Origin of the sequence: Sphaerisporangium sp. NPDC088356, from assembly GCF_040685555.1 — a bacterium.
Classification (GTDB): Bacteria; Actinomycetota; Actinomycetes; order Streptosporangiales; family Streptosporangiaceae; genus Sphaerisporangium.
Genome location: NZ_JBFBIK010000051.1, coordinates 1 through 16,601, shown reverse-complemented (window position 1 = coordinate 16,601; position 16,601 = coordinate 1). Strand labels below are relative to the sequence as shown.

Below are 16,601 nucleotides of genomic sequence, written 5' to 3'. Positions count from 1 at the left end.
CGACCACCGGCCCCGCCCATCTTTTCTTTTCCGCGCACGCAAGTCCTCTTGTATCCGGCCCACCCGGCACCCAGGCGCGCGGACGTTACACCGCTATCTGGAACCACACCGTCCTGCCCAGATCGCCGTCGTGATGGGATCCCCAGGCGGTCGCGATCGCGTTGACCATCCACAGGCCGCGCCCGCCGTCGCTGTCCGTCTCAGCCGCTCGCGCGACCGGCGCGGTCGTGGCCGAGCCGGCGTCGGTCACCTCAACGTGGACCACCTGCGAGACCAGGGCCACCCGTACCGTCACCCGCCCGTCCGCCGTCCACCCGGACGCCGAGTGGGCCACCGCGTTGGTAACCACCTCGCTCAGCAGGAGCAGGACGTCGTCCAGCGCCGTAGCGGCGATCCGCAGGCCCAGCAGCCCTCGCACCCAGGCCCGGGCCGCCGGTACGGACGCCTCCTCCCCGGGGAAGTCCCCGCGCCACCCACGTGCCGGCACCTCGCCTCCATGCTGGACGACCTGCTCGTCCGACCTCATGCGATCACCCCCGACCCGGCCTCCAAGTGAAGACCGCCGGAGCGCCGGAGACCACCCTTTCGACCACGCATCACTTGTCCTGCCCCTGGTTTATGGACGATGAAACGCTTTCTCTTCTCGTCCTGCCGGAGAAAGAAGGCGTGTGCTTAGATTGCCTTCGTGACCGATGAATACATGGCCGGATCGGCACTCCATAAGATGACCGGCAATGACAGGCGCTGGTTTATCGATACCTGGGCTCTGGTATTGCCACCCAAGCCGAAAGGTCCGTTTTTCTCTATTTCGGGAGGAACGCCATGAGCGTCGAACCCTTCCCCGGCCACGGATCACCCCGCGAGCGCTTCGGCACCGAGATGCGCCGCCTGCGCGAAGCCGCGCAACTGTCACAGGCCGCCGTGGCCTCCCGCCTCGGATGCACCCAGACCCAGGTCAGCCGCCTGGAAGCCGCCACCCGGACACCATCGAAATCCGACGCCGAGAAACTCGACCGGCTCTTCGGCTCGGACGACAGCACCTACTTCACCGGCCTGCGCCAGCACATCGTCGCCCGCACCGGCAGCCCGATCTGGTTCATGAGCTGGGTCGAAGAAATCGAACCCAACGCCCTCGTTCTCCGGTCCTGGGATCCTCTGCTGGTCCCCGGCCTCCTTCAAACCGAGTCCTACGCTCGACACATATTCAGCCTGGAACCCCAGATCAAACCTGAAGAAGTTGAGGAGCAGGTCGAAGCCCGGATCCGGCGCCGGCGGATCATTGACAGGGAGAAGCCTCCCCTGGTCCTGGTGCTTATCGACGCGGGCGTACTACACCGCCCGGTCGGCGGGCCTGAGGTGATGCGGGAACAACTCGATTACCTGCTTGAGTTGGCCGATCGGCCTGCCGTCTCCATACAGGTCGTCGATCCCGAGTGCCTCCCAGGCATGATGGGTGCTTTCATGATCGCCGAACTGGCAGACGGACAACCGGATACCATCCATGTCGATTCCATCACCGAGGGGCACGTCACGGCCGATCGCAATCTCGTAATTTCCGTCCGAAAACGATATGAAGCGATTCGACTGTGGGCCTATCCTGAACGGGTATCCCTCAAAATGATCAGAGAAGTGAGGCGAGAATGGACTTGAGTGCCGCAGTGTGGCGGAAGTCGTCGTTTTCCGGTGGAAACGGCGGTCAGTGCGTCGAAGTTGCGACCAACCTGCCCGGGGCCGTCGCGGTCCGCGACAGCAGGAACCCTGATGGCCCCAAACTGCTCCTCACCCCCACCGGCTGGCAGTCCTTCATCGGCGGAGTCAAGACCGGCACCTTTGACCGCCTGGCATGACTGACCGAATTACCCCGCTTTCGCCTATTCTGACCAGGGTGTCGTTTCAGGCCCCGAGGAGACCTTCGGCGGCGCGGAGCGACGCCGGTGCGCAGTCCAGGCCGGTGATGCGCCGGGTCGCCAGCAGCGTCGCCTCCATGTCTCCGGCGTGCAACGCCGATCCTGCCGCGAGTGTGAGGGTCCAGGCGGCCTCCTCGGGTTCGGTGGACGCCACGAGCTCGGCGCACCGCATCAAGTGCGAGTAGGCGATCGCCGTCTGTGGGCCGGTGTGCTGCTCGCCGTACAGCTTCCGCGGCTCGACACCGCCTACGGCGGCGACGAGCAGGCGATGATCATGGCTATCGGATCCGCCGGGGTATGGCTCAGCTGGGTCGGCAACCTGGTGATCGCGGAGTGGTGGCTGGAGTACACCGACCATACCGGCAGGCCCAAGTCCCGCAGGCGCCCCCGGGGACACGCGGCCCCGGCCACGCCACCCGGGACGTGCCGGTGATCGAGGGGGGTCGTCTCCGGGCGGCCCGTGAAGCAAGAAGACCTCACAGGAAGGGATCCGGCGAGGTCTTCACGGTGGTGCGGGCGGGCCCCCACGCTGATGAGCCGACCAGTGTGGTTACTCGACGTCGACGGGGTGATCAACGTCTCCCGGCCCGGCTGGGGCGCCGCCCCACGTAGCGGCTACGCCTCCTCCGCCGGCCAGGAGTACCGGATGCGCTGGGCGCCGGCCCTCATCGACCGCATCCACACGCTGCACCACGCGGGCACCGTCGAGATCCGCTGGTGCAGCACCTGGTGCCCCGACGCCGACCAGGTAGAGCAACTGCTCGCCCTGCCCCGGCTGGAGCGCGCCTGGTCCGATCACCTCACCAACACCGCCGCGACAGCGGCGAAACTCGCCGCCGCCCGCCAGGTCCTCACCCAAGGGCGACGCCTTATCTGGACCAACGACGTCGAAGTGCCCACCTGCGGAGTCGTGCACGACGAAAAAAGTGGCCGAGCCCTGCTGATCGCCCCCTCACCACGCCGCGGACTACAGCCCGACCACATGGACGCGATCGAAGCATTCATCTCCGCTTCCGCGACGGAAAACGTCAGCGCTACCGCAGACGACACCTCAGCAGACGACATGGCAGCACCGCGATACCGCGGCTACGAACGATCCGCGACAGAGCAGGCCAGATAGCGCTGAAGATTCACGGCCACTTACCGATGAAGGTCACACCTGCACCCGGAGGTTATCCGGGGAGATCATACCTAGACTCCCCGGATAAGACGACTTATCCAGGGAACTGCGGATCAGCGAGGTGGAGGCCTGCGTCAACAGGTTGTTGACATAGGGCGGTGGAGGTTGCCGGGGGAGAAAGCTGACCGCTTGAGGAGGCGAGAGGGCGCGTGAGCCGTTCGACGCAGATCCGCGGCTGGTCGGCTTCACAACGCAAGCAACGAATGTTCACTTTTGGGTTGTTTGCGGTCATTGCAAGGGATTTGAGATGAATAGGCTAGGATTGGGGAATATCAGCCACTAAATACTTTGCGGCGGGGGAGTGACCGGTGAGGACAGTGATTCACACGAAGGATCTGCCGGTGGACGAGCGGTTCGATTCCTGGCACGATCACCTGTTCCGGCAGGTGGTGGCCCCTATGGTGATCACCTGTGACGACCCGGAGGGCTTCCAGGGAAGCATCGAATCGATGGACCTGGGTGCCGTCCATGTTTCCGCGGTGGAGGCTTCTCCCTGTGGGGCATACAGGACATCTCGAATGATCCGCCAGTCCGATCCCGAACTGCTCCAGCTCGCGTTCAACCTGCGCGGAGAGACCGCAATAACGCAGGACCGCAGATGCGCCCTGTCGCATCCCTCGGACCTGGTGCTCTACCACACCTCGCGTCCCCATCAGATACGGACGGGGTTCAGCAAGGATGCCACCTACGGAGTGATGGTGGTGTTTCCCACCACGCTGCTACCGCTACCTTCACACAAAGTGGAACGGCTAACCGCCACTCCGCTGTCAGGCCGTGAGGGGATCGGCGCGCTGATCTCGAAATTTCTCACCCATCTGGTCAACGGCGCCGACCAATACGGAGCATCTGATCGCTCACGTCTCGGGGTTGTCCTGACCGACCTGCTCACCACACTGCTCGCCCACCGTCTCGACGCCGATACGGCTTTGCGAACCACCACCCACCAACGCGTCCTTCTGCTGCAGGTTCATACCTTCATCCAGCAGCACCTGACCGACCCACGCTTGTCCCCGGCCACGATCGCCGCGGCCCATGGCATCTCCGTCCGCACCTTGCACCGGCTCTTCCAAACTCAGGAAGCCACCCTCGCCGAATGGATCCGTGCCCAGCGACTGGAGCGCTGTCGACGCGACCTCTGCGACCCCGCTCTCAGCGACCGGCCGATCCACGCCATCGCGACCCGATGGAGCTTTCCCGTCCCCGCACACTTCACCCGCGCCTTCACCGCCGCTTACGGAGTCACCCCCCAGGAGTACCGGCGCCGGCATCAGTCCCATCACGCCCTCGATTGGCACGCATAGTCAACGAGTTGGCGCTCAGATGCAACGACACCTGCCTGAACACCTGTGATCCTCATCTAGAAGGTCGCACGCAAGCGATTGAGGAAAGGTCAGCGGACGGGACCGAAGCTCAGGATCCCTATCCTCGCGGCTGCCGTTTTCTCAACCCCTCTGATAGGAGATGTACATGAGAAAAATGCTCGCGGCAGGAGCATCCGCCATAGCTCTTCTCGGGCTAAGCGTGGTTGTCGCACCGCCAGCCAGCGCTGACAGCTCCTGCCCTCAAAATTATTCATGCTATTGGCAGTATTCGAGTTTCGTCGGCACCAAATACATTCCGAGCTCGTGCGGCACCTGGAGCTTCCCGGGTGGTATCTACAGTACGAAGAACTACGGGAATAAGACTGCTCACCTGCGAGATGGCAGCGGCAAGGTCGTCCTTTCGGTACCCGTTGGCGGCCAGTACGCTAACACTGGATCGCACATCTACTCCGTTACTATCGACTGCTAGTAGAAACCGCTCCCCCGATGGTTCAACGCAAGGCGCCATCGTGGTGGATAACCCAATGGCTGCTTCATACGAGGTCAGGGCTCCATCGACTCGACAGGGCCCTGACCTCCGCCTGTCACACTGAGCCTTTTTCATCCAGAGTAGCGGCCCTCTTCGACGAGTTGCAGGACGAGGATCGCCTGTACGAGCGCGGTCGGCGCGATGCGGACAGCAGCGCAGCTTGGCCAATACCTTTCAGGACTTCAAGGTCGCGACGGCGCGTTCACCGATGGCTCGGATACTGAGCGACACGGCGATTGCGGGCTTGCCTCCACATGAGCTGGACGCGCTGGATGACCGCTATCACTGGCTGGACGACACCTGAGGGCTGACAGCCGCCGACCAGGGCCACCAGGCGGTCGTCGGGGTCCAGTGTCCCAGCGCCTCCTGGAGTCGGGCATAGCCGGCGGAGAACGGGGTTGAGGAACAGCGGGACGGTCATTACGTGACCCCGAACACGACCTGGTCATGGAGGGGGCGGACGTGTTCCCATCCCCTCTCGGGGAGCGGTAGACGGCATCCAGGACGTCGCGACGTAGCCGCGATCCTCTATGCGCTTGCCGGCAAGTCCCCGGGCGCCTGGCATCGGCAGGGTGTCATCACCAGCGTGCGGGTGCTCGCATCCAGGTGCGCCACCGTCTTCGATCCCATGCAGTAGCGGCATCCCAGGACGACGGCGGCCGCGGAGTCGGACCAGATGCGGTGCTCCCACGCCGGTGGCCGTTCGGTGGGCGGTGGGGGAGGTTCGGCGGGCTCGTGCTCGGCACCGACCCAGCCCCGGCCGTGGCAGAAGCGGCACGCGATGCGGAGGCGGCCCAGCCGCTGGCCCCCTTGCCCGCTTTTCTTCCCGCCCTGAAGCGCAGGGGACTGTTCCACCCTCCCGCCTTTACGACGTAGAGTCATTTCCTCGTTTCGGGCCGCGTGGTCGTCGTGGTGGCCCGTACGGCGGTCGGTGATTGCGGCGGTCAAGGCCCCGGGGCGAGCGCAGCGAGGACCCGTGGCCTTGAGGGCCGCGGAGCCGACCGCCATACTTCGGGCCGCGACGACCACCGCCCTGCTCCCGGGGAAGCCGGCCGACAGCCGTCGTCGGGCTCAGCGCAGCGCCCCGCCCAAAACGAGCGGGCTCTAGACCGGTTACCTCATCCAATCCGGCCCTCCCAGCGCCCTGGTTGACCTGGGACGACGCGAAATCAAGGGGGGGGCGCGCGGCGCGCCCCCCTGCGCGCCCCCCTTGGGCCGCGACGACCATGCCCTCCGGCACGCCCGCGGCAGGCTCCGAACGCTCCGCCATGTCCGCCGCTCGCACTTACCTGCCGAACCCCTGGCTGGGGCCCTTGGGGGTGGGTGGCCGGTGAGAAGGTGTCCGGCTGGCGTCAATCCGAACGGCTCACGAAAACGAGTTCCGCTCAGTTGAAGGGGTTGTCGTAAGTCGTGGTCCTGGTGCGCTCGCGGTAGACGTTGTTGTTGAAATCCGAGCCCACCAAGGTAAGGGTCACATTCGCGACCGTGCTGCCGTTGTCCACCTCAGCGGCCAGGGCCGTCGCGGTGTAGAAGCTCGGACACAAAGCCGTCGACGAGCCGCCGCTCCAGAACAGCGAGTACTTGTAAACGCCGTTGACGGAGACCTTGACGTGCGGCGCGACGAAGCTGGATACGCGGCACAACTCCAGGTTGTACTGGTACTTCATGTTCCCGTCGTCGAACTGCATCGTCCCATCCACCCTGGCCAGGAGCTGGGTACCCGTCGAACCGCCGTACACCGCCATCGACACGGGGATGGGGGCGCCGTAGGCCGCATGTGCCGGCGTGAGCGGCAGGAGAGCCGCGACGGCCATGAGTAGAGCGATGGCCAGAGACCTCGTCGCATGAAGCCGCCGAGTACTTGACAGCAATTCGCAACCTCCTTCGACTGGACGGCGACAAATGCCGCGCGCCGGGTATTCGCATACCGCGAAACTCGGAGCGTTCCGCACCGGGAGGTTATTGCCGGCCGCCGGGGGCTGTCTAATGTGATCTCATGTCACAGAAGATCGCCGGCCCCGCGCGTCCCAAAAGGTAAGACGACACCTATCCATGGTGCCCTTGATCAGGCCGAATAGCGCATATTCACTTCTTCATCACGCGCGCGGATGTATGGAAATTTCATGCGCCTGCCGCATACCGGCGGGCCGAGGTCATCCGGTTCGACGACCGGACGTAACGTCATGGACACCATGCGGAAGGGCTGGACGACGGTCGGCTGGGAGTCCATCGTTGCTGCCAAACCCGACGTGATCATCATCGTAGACTACGGTGACCAACCTCTCGCGGACAAACGAGCCCTTCTGGCATCCAACCCCGCATTGCGTTCGGTGCCGGCCGTACGGAACCGAACGCTACTTCGTGCTCGACTACGGGGCGGTGGTCAGCGCGTTCAGAAACCGCGCTTAGAGAACTATGCGGCCGGTCCTCGCCTCATCGATCAAGTGTTTCTGGGCCGTCGAGGTAGCGGAACGCCGCATGTGCAAGACGATCCCTGCCCGGAGCTTGGGAGAACGGCACGGGGTGGAACGGCGGGCGCTGCGGATGCGTCCGCGTGCGGGAGTGGCAGGGGGACGCGGTCAGGCGGCGGCGCGTTCATCGACGGGTCGGCGGCGGAGGTTCGAGCGCTGGAGGGGCGGGGGCAAGTAGGCCATGTCGAGCGTGCCGACATCGGTGCCCGGCGGAACGATCTCGTCGATCCGGTCGAGGATCTCGTCGGTGAGTGCGACGTCGACGCCGGCGAGCAGGTCGTCGAGCTGCTCCATCGTGCGCGGCCCGATGATCGCGCTGGTCACACCCGGATGAGCGATCGCGAACGCCATCGCGAGGTGCGTCATCGGCAAGCCCGCCTCTTCGGCGAGCGGAATGATCTGTTCGACGGCGTCGAGCCGACGCTCGTCACTGAGGTGCTTGAAATAGGCGGCGCGGCGGAGGTCGGTCTGCTGACCCTTGCGGATGCGGCCGGTGAGCATCCCCTGCGCGAGCGGGCTCCACACCATCGTGCCCATTCCGTAGCGTTGGGCGACGGGCAGCACTTCGGCTTCGATGCCGCGGTTGAGGATCGAGTAGGTCGGTTGTTCGGTGCGGAATCGTTCCAGGCCGCGTCGCTCGGCCACCCACTGGGCTTCGACGATGTCGGAGGCGGGCATCGTGGACGACCCGATCGCACGGACTTTACCGCTGTGGATCAGGTCCGAGAGCGCGGAAAGCGTCTCCTCGATGTCGGTGTCGGGGTCCGGTCGGTGGATTTGGTAGAGGTCGATGTGGTCCGTCTGCAAGCGACGCAGCGAGTTCTCGACCTCGGTCATGATCCAGCGCCTCGAGTTGCCTCGCTGATTGGGATCATCACCCATCGGGAGATGCAGCTTGGTCGCAAGGACGACGTCGTCGCGACGCCCCTTGAGCGCCTTTCCCACGATCTCTTCTGACTCGCCGTGGGCGTACGCGTCGGCGGTGTCAACGAAGTTGATCCCTGCGTCCAGCGCTCTGTGGATGATGCGGATCGAGTCGTCATGGTCGGGGTTGCCGATGGCTCCGAACATCATCGCGCCGAGCGCGTAGGGACTGACCTTAATGCCGGTCCCGCCGAGAGTGCGGTACTGCATACGGATTCTCCTGAGGTCGCGGTCGAGGTGTGGTCGGCGCTCTTTCGACGCCGTACCCTGGGTCGAAACGGAACGCCCTTCCGGAACTATACGGAACGCCCTTCCGGATATGCAAGCGAAGGAGTGTCGTGACGGAGAACATGGCGCCGACCGGAGTCGGCTCGACCGGCTCTGCGGGTCCTGGCGCACTCGAACGCGCGCCGCGTCGGCTGCGCGCGGACGCGCAACGCAACATCGACTCCTTGCTTGAAGCAGCGAAGGCCGTCTTCGGCACATCAGGCGTGGACGCGCCCGCGAAGGAGATCGCTGACCTGGCCGGCGTCGGAGTCGGAACGCTGTACCGGCACTTCCCGCAGCGCTCCGACCTGGTCAAGGCCGTGTTTCAGCGCGAGGTGGACGCCTGCGCCGACGCGGCCCCGGCGCTGACCGCAGCGCACGAGCCAGGAGTGGCACTCGCGAAGTGGCTCCACCGGTACACCGAGTTCCTCGCGACCAAACGAGGACTCGCTACAGCCCTTCACTCGGGAGATCCGGCGTTCGACGCCCTGCCCGGCTACTTCATGCAGCGACTCGGACCCACCCTCGGGTCACTGCTCGAAGCCGCGACAGCGAGTGGCGAGATTCGTGCCGACATCAACCCCGAGCACCTCCTCCACGCGGTCGCCAATCTGTGCCTGCCCGTGGCGGACGAGGGAGTCGCGTACAGCCAGCGCATGGTCGCGCTCCTCATCAACGGACTACGCTACAGCGCCGATACGAGCCAGTCTCGCTCCTGAAGTCGTACACGGATCGGTTCGTTCCTTCCCGAGGTATGGCCTCGATGAACGACAACGGCAATCCCAGGCCATCATCCACGAGTGTCCGCCCTGGACAGGACCGATCCCCCGGCGGACCCGGTCGGCTCTCAGGCGCCGGTGACCACGGTGAGCGTCCGAGGAGCTGTGGTGCATGCCGCATGAGCAGGCCGCCCCGCGCCTCGAAGCTGATTCAAGGATCGCGTCGCAGGAGCACTCATGGGAAGGTTCCGCAGCGGCTCGTAGGTGCGCGATCAACGCCTATTTCATGGCCTGGCGATGAAGTGGAGGATCACGTTGTGGACGTGCTGGCTTTTCTGCTCGCCTCGGAATTCCACCTCGTACACGTGAGTGCCCACGTTGATCGCGATCGAGCCTGAAGAGAAGAAAGAGCCGGCCAGCGACTTGTTGCTGACCACGCTGACGCTGGTGATCTTCGAGTACGGGATACTCGTGATGGCGATCTTCTTACCTATGAAGGACTTGTCCTGGATGATCACCCGGCGATCGGTGAGACCCAGGAACCCGGTCCCCGCGCCGATCGCGTCGTAGACGGCGATGATCTGCTCGCCCTGCATGAGACCGCTCTGGATCTGCTGGAGCTGTTCCGACTTGTCGTACGGGACGGTCTGATTCACGTGTGCTCCTCATTCGCGGTCGATCCACCACTGATCAGCGTCGATTCTGATCGAACGAGCTCACAAAACGATCTCAGCGCACGAACGACTCAAGGACGTCCAGCCTCTGTGGGGCCCCAAAAACAGGGCCCCAAGGAAATCTGTGGCGGCGCCGACCGCGAGCGGATCACGGGTCCTGTGGCGGCGGGGAAGGCGGTTCCCTCGTCGGTTTCTCAGTCGCGGAGCGGTTTCGCGTAGCAGCGGCTGCGCTCCTCGAAACGGTAGTGACCGAACTTGGCGCACGGCTCGTACCCGTCGGAGGTGTAGAGCGCGATCGCCTCGGGCTGTTCGGTTCCGGTCTCCAGAACCATCCGAGTACGCCCCGCGGCACGGGCGTCGTCCTCCAGAGCGGCCAAGATGCGCCGCGCGAGGCCGCGGCGACGAGCCTCGTCGACCACGAACATCCGCTTCAGCTCGGCGTCGCCGTCCGAATAGCCCCACTCATCCGCCTCCTGGGCGCGCCAGCCGCCGGTGGCGAGCGGGGTGCCGTTCTCGTCGTACGCGATGAGGTACAGGCCGTTGGGCGGCTCGAACATGGCCCGGTCCAGCGGTGTCACGTCACCTTCGCTGTCATACCGCTCGGCGTACTCACGCTGCACCAGGTCGTTGAGCTTGACCGCGTCCGGATGGTCGAACGAAACACGGCGAAGTTCCATGTGAATACGTCTTTCTCTGCGACGGCGCCCTTCCGTGGCGACGGTCCCCTGCGCACATCCAGCCCGGCTCACGCGCGGCGGCCAGGGCGATCCGTCGTCGGCATGGCAATGTACCGGACTCGCCCACGGCCTTCGAGGCCACCATCCGGCACCGACCCGTTCTGGCGGTCGTACTGGAACGGCGCCTCACGGCCGGCGAATGGGCGAGGATGGACTCGGGGAGCTAGTTCACGGCGATGGTCATTTTCGGGTGCTTCACGTTTCCGGGGTTCTCGTGGCACCAGAAATGGAGCGGCACCCACGACTCGTCGTGGAATCTCATCTTGAACGCGGGGCCGTGCGGGGCCATGACCGCGTCCGTCTTGGTCTCCGTCACCGCGAAGTCCATCGCCCCGCCGTGGTGCAGCTCGCACTCGGTACCGGACACATTGAGGAACCACAGCACCGCGCCCTTTTTGAGCGAGTACACATCAGGCGCGAAGTCCTGCCGTTCACCCTGGATCTTGATGGTGCAGTCAGGAGACCAGGTCCGCGACATGCAGGGGTTCTCCGGAGGGGAGGGGCGCGGCGTGCGGGCCGGCGCGGTGGGCGTGGGGCTCGGGGTCGGACTCGGCGACATCTGTGCCTCCAACTCCTGGACGCGCGCTTCCAGTGCGGCGATCTCCCGCCGGCCGCGCTCCAGCTCGGCTCTCGAAGCGGTGGGCTCGGCGCTCTTCGTCATCGAGTACACGCTGACGAGCAGGGCGAGCACGGAGACGACGCCGCTCACGACCGTCCATAACGCCGCCGAGAAGTCTGCGAGGAAGATCCGCCGGAACAGCGCGCCACGCCCCCTCACGACACCACCCCCTCAGTAGGTCCTGACGTTGATCACCAGCAGACCCGGTGCGTCGCCGAACGCTTGTGAACCGGAGAAGCCGGAACCGCAGACCACGCCCTCGACCACCACCGGTGGAGCCATCTTCACCCGCCGCGCCGGCACGCCGAGGGTGGGGACCGTCAGCATCGGATAGCTCGGGAAGTCGATGACGTAGCTGTCGCCGGGCGGCAAAGGCGACTTCCCGTGCCCCCGCGCGGCCGGGTAGTCGTCGGGAAGCGGGAACAGACCGGCACTGACCACCGTCACCAGGCAACTCCTCGCGGACTTGTTCACGATCTTCAGCGAGCTGCCCGCGGTTAGCTCCACATGACCTGGCTCGAAGATCGGCAGGCCCGGGCCTCGCAGGGTGACCGACCGCACGATGGGGCCCTGCGGTCCTTCGGTGGCGGACGCGGAAGGCGAGGGGAAAGACACATGGGCGGCGGAGGGGTGCGGAGAGAGCGCGGGCGCCGGGGCGCCGCCGCCGAAGGCCTGCGTCACCGCCAGCGCGAGCGCGATGGCCCCGGCCATCCCCGCGACGACCACCGAGCCGTTGACCACCGGCTTCCGCTGGATCCACGATCTCACGGCCCCGGCCACGCTGGTGTGGATACTGCGCGTAGACGTGCCAGTCACCTCCGCCGCCTTCAGTGGTCGACACGCTCAGCGATATTCTGCGTCCCGATCGCCGCGGCCGCGCATACCTGTCCGGGGGCCGAACGGCCGCCCCTCCGGCTGGCGACCCCTGCGGCGGCGCACCGCCTAGGAACGCGGGACGCGCCGCTCGGGGCGGTCCTCGCGGACCGTCGTCACGCCGTCGAGGGACGCGAGCGCCCTGCTGCCTGAGCGGGATGGGAGCACCACGACGACACGGTCATGCGGCAGCTCCTGGACGAGCACCGCGCCGGGGACCTCGGCCAGCCGGGCGCGGAAATCTTCGACGGGCACCGATATGCCCACGATGTAGGCCGTCCTCACCCGCGCGGGCACCCGGCCGCCGGGCGCGCGGGCAAGGCGCTGCTCATCTGTGGAGGTAGTCGACGAGGGCGGCCTTCTCGGTCTCCAGCTCCTTGATGGCGCTCTTGACCACGTCCCCGATGCTGACGATGCCCGCCAGCCGGCCCTCGCTCAGCACGGGGAGGTGCCGGATGCGATGGTCGGTCATGGTCTTGCGGAGGTCGTCGACGTCGGCGTCGAGCTCGCACGTCCGTACGGCGGTGGTCATGATCGAGGACACCGGCTCGTCGAGCACGCTCCTGCCCCGCAGGTGCAGCTGCCGCACCACGTCCCGCTCGGACGCGATGCCGACGATGGTCATGCCGTCCTCCGACACGACGACGGCGCCGATGTTGTGGTCGGACAGAGCTGCCAGCAGCTCGGTGACCGTGGCCTGCGGCGCCACGGTGGCGACCGTGGTCCCCTTGTCTCGCAGGATCGCGCTGATGAGCATCGACACCACCTCGTCAACCTCGGAGAGGCCCGGCTAGGGTACCTGTGGCTTCCCCACCTGACGTCATCGTTAACCGCGTGTGGCGGTAAAGGACCCGTGTGATCCACGAGCACCAGGGTGGGCCGGTCAGTAGCATGTCACGTGCCACCTCTCTCCATGGGGATTTGCGATGACCGATCAGCTGAACACCGGCAGCCACGACCTGCCGATCTCCGACGCCCTCGCGGAGTTCATGACCCGCGACTGGGGCGACACCAGCCGTCCCGGCCTCGTTCCCGTGCCGCTGGCCGCCTACACCGCCAAGCGCCGCGCCGCGCTCGCGCAGCGGTTCCCCGGCGAGCGGCTGGTCATCCCCTCCGGGACGCTCAAGGCGCGCAGCAACGACGACGACTACCGCTTCCGCGCGCACAGCGCGTTCGCGTACCTCACCGGGAGCCAGGAGCCGGACGACGTGCTGGTCATCGCGCCCTCGGGCGCGGCCACGCTGTTCACCCGCCCCCGCTCCCAAAGATCCGCCGAGGGCGCCGCCGGGCAGGAGTTCTACCGCGACCGCAGGTACGGTGAGTTCTGGGTCGGCGCCCGCCCCACCCTGGACGAGGCGGAGGCCCTCTTCCAGATCGAGTGCGCGCCGATCGACCGCCTCCCCGAGGCGCTCACCGGCCCGGCGCGGGTCCTGCGTGGCGTGGACGCCTCGGTGGACTCGCGGGTGGCGCCGCACGACGGCGACGGCGAGCTCGCCTCGTTCCTGTCGGAGATGCGGCTGATCAAGGACGAGTGGGAGATCGCCGAGCTGCAGCACGCGGTGGACGCGACGGGACGCGGCTTCGAGGACGTCGTGCGGGCGCTGCCGCAGGCCCTCGCCCACTTCCGCGGTGAGCGGTACGTCGAGGGCGTCTTCGGGCTGAGGGCCCGGCTGGAGGGGAACGCGACCGGCTACGGCACGATCGCCGCGTCCGGCGCGCACGCCTGCGTGCTGCACTGGATCCGCAACGATGGCCGCCTGGACCGCGACGAGCTGCTGCTGCTCGACGCGGGCGTGGAGACCGACAACCTCTACACCGCCGACGTCACGCGCACCCTCCCGATGTCGGGCCGGTTCAGCCCGATCCAGCGGCAGGTCTACGAGCTGGTGTACGAGGCGCAGACGGCGGCCATGGCCGTCCTCAAGCCGGGTGCCAGGTTCCGCGACTTCCACCGGGCCGCGATGGGGGTCATCGCCGAGGGCCTTCGCGAGTGGGGCGTGCTGAAGTCCGTCGGCGACGACCTCCACCGCAGGTACACCCTGTGCAGCAGCGGCCACATGCTGGGCCTCGACGTGCACGACTGCGCCAAGGCGCGCGCGTCGGTCTACCTCGACGGCGTGCTTGAGGCCGGCCAGGTGCTGACCGTGGAGCCCGGCCTGTACCTCCAGCCGGACGACCTGACCCTCCCGCCGGAGTTCCGCGGCATCGGCGTGCGAATCGAGGACGACCTGCTCGTCACCGAGGACGGCGCCCGGCTCATGTCCTCCGGCCTGCCCCGCCACCCCGACGAGATCGAGACCTGGATGGGCACGCTCCTGAGCTGACGCCCGGCCTGCGGTACGGCCCCGCGGGGGACTCCCAGCCCTCGATACCGCGTCGGCGGCTCGGGCGACGTGCTCATTTGATGGAATGCGTCTTCTTGTAGGCGGCGACGAGATCTTCAGTGGTCTTCTGGGGATTGGCCGGCGGTGCCGTTGTCGCGGCCGCGGTCGCCGATCACCCGTCCGAGCTGCGCCGGATCGGTGCCCGGCGGGTCCCTCAGCGGGTCGATCTCACCCGGGGACCCGCCGCGGTCCTCCGGTGAGGGGTCCGTGCGCCCCTCGCCCCCGGGGCCCCCCGGATCCGGGGGGCCGCCGGACGTGGCGTCGCCCGAGCGCGCCCGCCGGGCCGCGTGGCCGGGAGTGGGGTCGAGGAACACGTGGGTGATCTCAGGGAAGCGCTCGGTGAGGCGATGCTCGATCTGGTCCGCCGCCTCCTCCAGCCGGTCGCCCGTGCACTCGTCCACGAAGTCGATCTTCGCGGCCACCATCACCTCGTTCGGCCCGAGCATCATGGTCAGCAGCTCCACGACGTCGCTGACCTCCTCCTGCGAGATCAGCTCCTTGAGGATCTCGCGCTGCAGCGCGGGCGGGGCCGCCTGGCCGATCAGCAGGGAGGCGTTGGCCCTGATCAGGTGCATGGCCACGCCGAGCAGCAGCAGGCCGATCACCACGGAGGCCAGGCCGTCCCACACGGGCGAGCCGGTGAGCTGGAAGCCGAGCAGGCCGAGCGCCGCGACGACGATTCCGATCAGGGCCGCCGCGTCCTCGAAGACCACCGCCTTGACCGCGGTGTCGGAGGTGTGCGCGACGTACCGCTGGGGGCTCACGCTCCAGCGCCTGGCCGCGCCGCGTACCTGATGCACGGCCCTGAGGAACGAGATGCCCTCCAGGACGAAGGAGACCGCGAGGACGAGGTAGGAGATGAGGAGGTCTCCCAGCTCCTCCCCCCGCCAGATGGTCTGCACCCCGTGAGTGATCGAGAACCCGGCCCCGATCACCAGCGTCGCGCCCGCCGCCATGAGCGCCCAGAAGAACCCCGCCTTGCCGTAGCCGAAGGGGTGCCGGCGGTCGGCGGGATGCTCGCCTCGCCGTACCGCGATCAGCAGGAGGATCTCGGTCACCGTGTCGGCGGCGGAGTGCGCCGCCTCGGACAGCATGGCCGAGGAACCGCTGAGGAGCCCGGCCACCAGCTTCGCCACCGCGATCGCGAGGTTGACCACGGCCGCCACCAGTACGGTCAGGAAGCTCTCGCTGCCTTCGGATGACTCCGCCTTGTCGCTCATCTCGCCGGTCCTTCCCCTGTCCGGCGCTTCCTATCGGTTGTGGAGGGGAAAGTTTGATCCCTGGACAGATCGCAGTAATCACCGTATTCGGCCGGGCTCACGCGCGTCGTTCGCGGCTGGGGGAGATAGATTCAGCTCCATGAGCACGGCGGAATCCGAAGACCTCGACCCCAACTGGCTGAGCGGCGGCGAGCAACGAGCCTGGCGTGCCCACCTGTCCGCGCACAAGCTTCTCGAACACCGGCTCGACCGTGAGCTCCAGGAGTTCGGGCTGTCGGTGAACGACTACGAGATCCTCGTCAACCTCTCCGAGAACTCCGGCCACCGGATGCGCATGAGCGACCTGGCCGAGGCGACGATCCAGTCCAGAAGCCGTCTGTCCCACCAGATCGCTCGGATGGAGGCCGCTTCCCTGGTACGCCGCGAGAGCTGCCCGGACGATCGGCGGGGCACGTTCGCAGTGCTGACCGAGCACGGCTGGGACACCATCCAGCGGATCGCGCCCATGCACGTCGCCAACGTGCGCTACCACTTCATCGACCGCCTCGCCCCCGAGCTGATCGAGGCCCTTGAATCCGCCTACGCCCCCGTCGTGTCGCACCTGCTGCGGCTGCGGGCCGAGGAGCGCGCCTAGCGTCCGTCCCCGCCGGTGGCTCCGGCGGGGGCGGGCGGCCGGGCTCACACCACGGCGCCCGATCCATAGCGGCGCGGGGGCGCGCGCCGCGCGGCGGGCCGGGGAGGGGGCCGGGGGCTGAACCTCTCCAGCTCGATCGCG

At 66.8% G+C, this 16,601-nt stretch carries 21 protein-coding genes and 1 pseudogene; 9 read left to right on the top strand and 13 right to left on the bottom strand.

What is annotated here, in order from left to right:
• Positions 1 to 85: 85 nt before the first annotated feature.
• A complete protein-coding gene (locus tag AB0O34_RS19975; protein ID WP_363917269.1) occupies positions 86 to 526 on the bottom strand; it encodes an ATP-binding protein in 441 nt (146 codons plus the stop codon).
• Positions 527 to 822: 296 nt separating this feature from the next.
• Between AB0O34_RS19975 and AB0O34_RS19970 the strand changes: the two genes are divergently transcribed.
• Positions 823 to 1,650 (top strand): helix-turn-helix transcriptional regulator, encoded by an 828-nt coding sequence (locus tag AB0O34_RS19970; protein WP_363917267.1) that lies wholly within the window; start codon positions 823 to 825, stop codon positions 1,648 to 1,650.
• Positions 1,641 to 1,847 carry a DUF397 domain-containing protein gene (locus AB0O34_RS19965; protein WP_363917265.1) on the top strand — a complete coding sequence of 69 codons (207 nt, stop codon included), beginning with the start codon at positions 1,641 to 1,643 and terminating at the stop codon, positions 1,845 to 1,847. Before AB0O34_RS19970 ends, AB0O34_RS19965 begins: the two co-directional genes overlap by 10 nt.
• Before the next feature lie 46 nt (positions 1,848 to 1,893).
• Here the strand turns inward: AB0O34_RS19965 and AB0O34_RS19960 are convergent, their stop codons facing one another.
• Complete coding sequence (locus tag AB0O34_RS19960; RefSeq protein ID WP_363917263.1) at positions 1,894 to 2,061, bottom strand: hypothetical protein; 168 nt, start codon at positions 2,059 to 2,061, stop codon at positions 1,894 to 1,896.
• A gap of 21 nt (positions 2,062 to 2,082) precedes the next feature.
• Here AB0O34_RS19960 and AB0O34_RS19955 point away from each other — a divergent pair, with 21 nt between their 5' ends.
• The 3 genes from AB0O34_RS19955 to AB0O34_RS19945 all read left to right on the top strand — a co-directional run bounded on the left by AB0O34_RS19955 (position 2,083) and on the right by AB0O34_RS19945 (position 4,388).
• Positions 2,083 to 2,340 (top strand): hypothetical protein, encoded by a 258-nt coding sequence (locus AB0O34_RS19955; protein ID WP_363917261.1) that lies wholly within the window; start codon positions 2,083 to 2,085, stop codon positions 2,338 to 2,340.
• 111 nt (positions 2,341 to 2,451) lie between these two features.
• A complete protein-coding gene (locus tag AB0O34_RS19950; protein ID WP_363917259.1) occupies positions 2,452 to 3,027 on the top strand; it encodes a hypothetical protein in 576 nt (191 codons plus the stop codon).
• 401 nt (positions 3,028 to 3,428) lie between these two features.
• Positions 3,429 to 4,388, top strand: a complete 960-nt coding sequence (locus AB0O34_RS19945; protein ID WP_363917257.1) for a helix-turn-helix domain-containing protein — start codon at positions 3,429 to 3,431, stop codon at positions 4,386 to 4,388.
• 621 nt (positions 4,389 to 5,009) lie between these two features.
• Here AB0O34_RS19945 and AB0O34_RS19940 read toward each other — a convergent pair.
• Positions 5,010 to 5,157: pseudogene (locus AB0O34_RS19940) on the bottom strand (IS5/IS1182 family transposase); the annotation flags it as partial.
• Here AB0O34_RS19940 and AB0O34_RS19935 point away from each other — a divergent pair.
• Entirely contained in the window at positions 5,099 to 5,242 is a 144-nt protein-coding gene (locus tag AB0O34_RS19935) for a hypothetical protein (RefSeq protein ID WP_363917319.1), read from the top strand. The pseudogene AB0O34_RS19940 and the gene AB0O34_RS19935 overlap by 59 nt on opposite strands.
• A 1,081-nt stretch (positions 5,243 to 6,323) precedes the next feature.
• Here the strand turns inward: AB0O34_RS19935 and AB0O34_RS19930 are convergent.
• From AB0O34_RS19930 to AB0O34_RS19920, 3 genes are all read right to left on the bottom strand, one after another.
• On the bottom strand, positions 6,324 to 6,752 hold the full coding sequence (locus tag AB0O34_RS19930; RefSeq protein WP_363917255.1) for a hypothetical protein: 429 nt from the start codon (positions 6,750 to 6,752) through the stop codon (positions 6,324 to 6,326).
• A 251-nt stretch (positions 6,753 to 7,003) separates the two neighbouring features.
• Positions 7,004 to 7,198 carry a hypothetical protein gene (locus AB0O34_RS19925; RefSeq protein WP_363917253.1) on the bottom strand — a complete coding sequence of 65 codons (195 nt, stop codon included), beginning with the start codon at positions 7,196 to 7,198 and terminating at the stop codon, positions 7,004 to 7,006.
• A gap of 319 nt (positions 7,199 to 7,517) precedes the next feature.
• Complete coding sequence (locus AB0O34_RS19920) at positions 7,518 to 8,543, bottom strand: aldo/keto reductase (protein WP_363917251.1); 1,026 nt, start codon at positions 8,541 to 8,543, stop codon at positions 7,518 to 7,520.
• 128 nt (positions 8,544 to 8,671) lie between these two features.
• Here AB0O34_RS19920 and AB0O34_RS19915 point away from each other — a divergent pair, with 128 nt between their 5' ends.
• The gene (locus AB0O34_RS19915) at positions 8,672 to 9,319 is read left to right on the top strand and encodes a helix-turn-helix domain-containing protein (protein ID WP_363917249.1); all 648 of its coding nucleotides are present in this window, start codon (positions 8,672 to 8,674) and stop codon (positions 9,317 to 9,319) included.
• Between the two features lie 284 nt (positions 9,320 to 9,603).
• Here the strand turns inward: AB0O34_RS19915 and AB0O34_RS19910 are convergent, their stop codons facing one another.
• The 6 genes from AB0O34_RS19910 to AB0O34_RS19885 all read right to left on the bottom strand — a co-directional run bounded on the left by AB0O34_RS19910 (position 9,604) and on the right by AB0O34_RS19885 (position 12,979).
• On the bottom strand, positions 9,604 to 9,975 hold the full coding sequence (locus tag AB0O34_RS19910) for a PH domain-containing protein (RefSeq protein ID WP_363917247.1): 372 nt from the start codon (positions 9,973 to 9,975) through the stop codon (positions 9,604 to 9,606).
• Positions 9,976 to 10,187: 212 nt separating this feature from the next.
• Positions 10,188 to 10,670, bottom strand: coding sequence for a GNAT family N-acetyltransferase (locus AB0O34_RS19905; protein ID WP_363917245.1), 483 nt, complete (start codon positions 10,668 to 10,670; stop codon positions 10,188 to 10,190).
• A gap of 223 nt (positions 10,671 to 10,893) precedes the next feature.
• The gene (locus tag AB0O34_RS19900) at positions 10,894 to 11,508 is read right to left on the bottom strand and encodes a hypothetical protein (protein WP_363917243.1); all 615 of its coding nucleotides are present in this window, start codon (positions 11,506 to 11,508) and stop codon (positions 10,894 to 10,896) included.
• Between the two features lie 12 nt (positions 11,509 to 11,520).
• Complete coding sequence (locus tag AB0O34_RS19895) at positions 11,521 to 12,165, bottom strand: hypothetical protein (RefSeq protein WP_363917241.1); 645 nt, start codon at positions 12,163 to 12,165, stop codon at positions 11,521 to 11,523.
• A gap of 126 nt (positions 12,166 to 12,291) precedes the next feature.
• A complete protein-coding gene (locus tag AB0O34_RS19890; protein ID WP_363917239.1) occupies positions 12,292 to 12,507 on the bottom strand; it encodes a hypothetical protein in 216 nt (71 codons plus the stop codon).
• 43 nt (positions 12,508 to 12,550) lie between these two features.
• A complete protein-coding gene (locus tag AB0O34_RS19885) occupies positions 12,551 to 12,979 on the bottom strand; it encodes a CBS domain-containing protein (protein WP_363917237.1) in 429 nt (142 codons plus the stop codon).
• Between the two features lie 169 nt (positions 12,980 to 13,148).
• Between AB0O34_RS19885 and AB0O34_RS19880 the strand changes: the two genes are divergently transcribed.
• Positions 13,149 to 14,546, top strand: coding sequence for an aminopeptidase P family protein (locus tag AB0O34_RS19880; protein WP_363917235.1), 1,398 nt, complete (start codon positions 13,149 to 13,151; stop codon positions 14,544 to 14,546).
• 116 nt (positions 14,547 to 14,662) lie between these two features.
• On the opposite strand, the gene AB0O34_RS19875 is transcribed toward AB0O34_RS19880, so the two are convergent.
• Positions 14,663 to 15,826, bottom strand: coding sequence for a cation diffusion facilitator family transporter (locus AB0O34_RS19875; RefSeq protein WP_363917233.1), 1,164 nt, complete (start codon positions 15,824 to 15,826; stop codon positions 14,663 to 14,665).
• Positions 15,827 to 15,965: 139 nt separating this feature from the next.
• Between AB0O34_RS19875 and AB0O34_RS19870 the strand changes: the two genes are divergently transcribed.
• A complete protein-coding gene (locus tag AB0O34_RS19870; RefSeq protein WP_363917231.1) occupies positions 15,966 to 16,460 on the top strand; it encodes a MarR family transcriptional regulator in 495 nt (164 codons plus the stop codon).
• Positions 16,461 to 16,601: the final 141 nt, after the last annotated feature.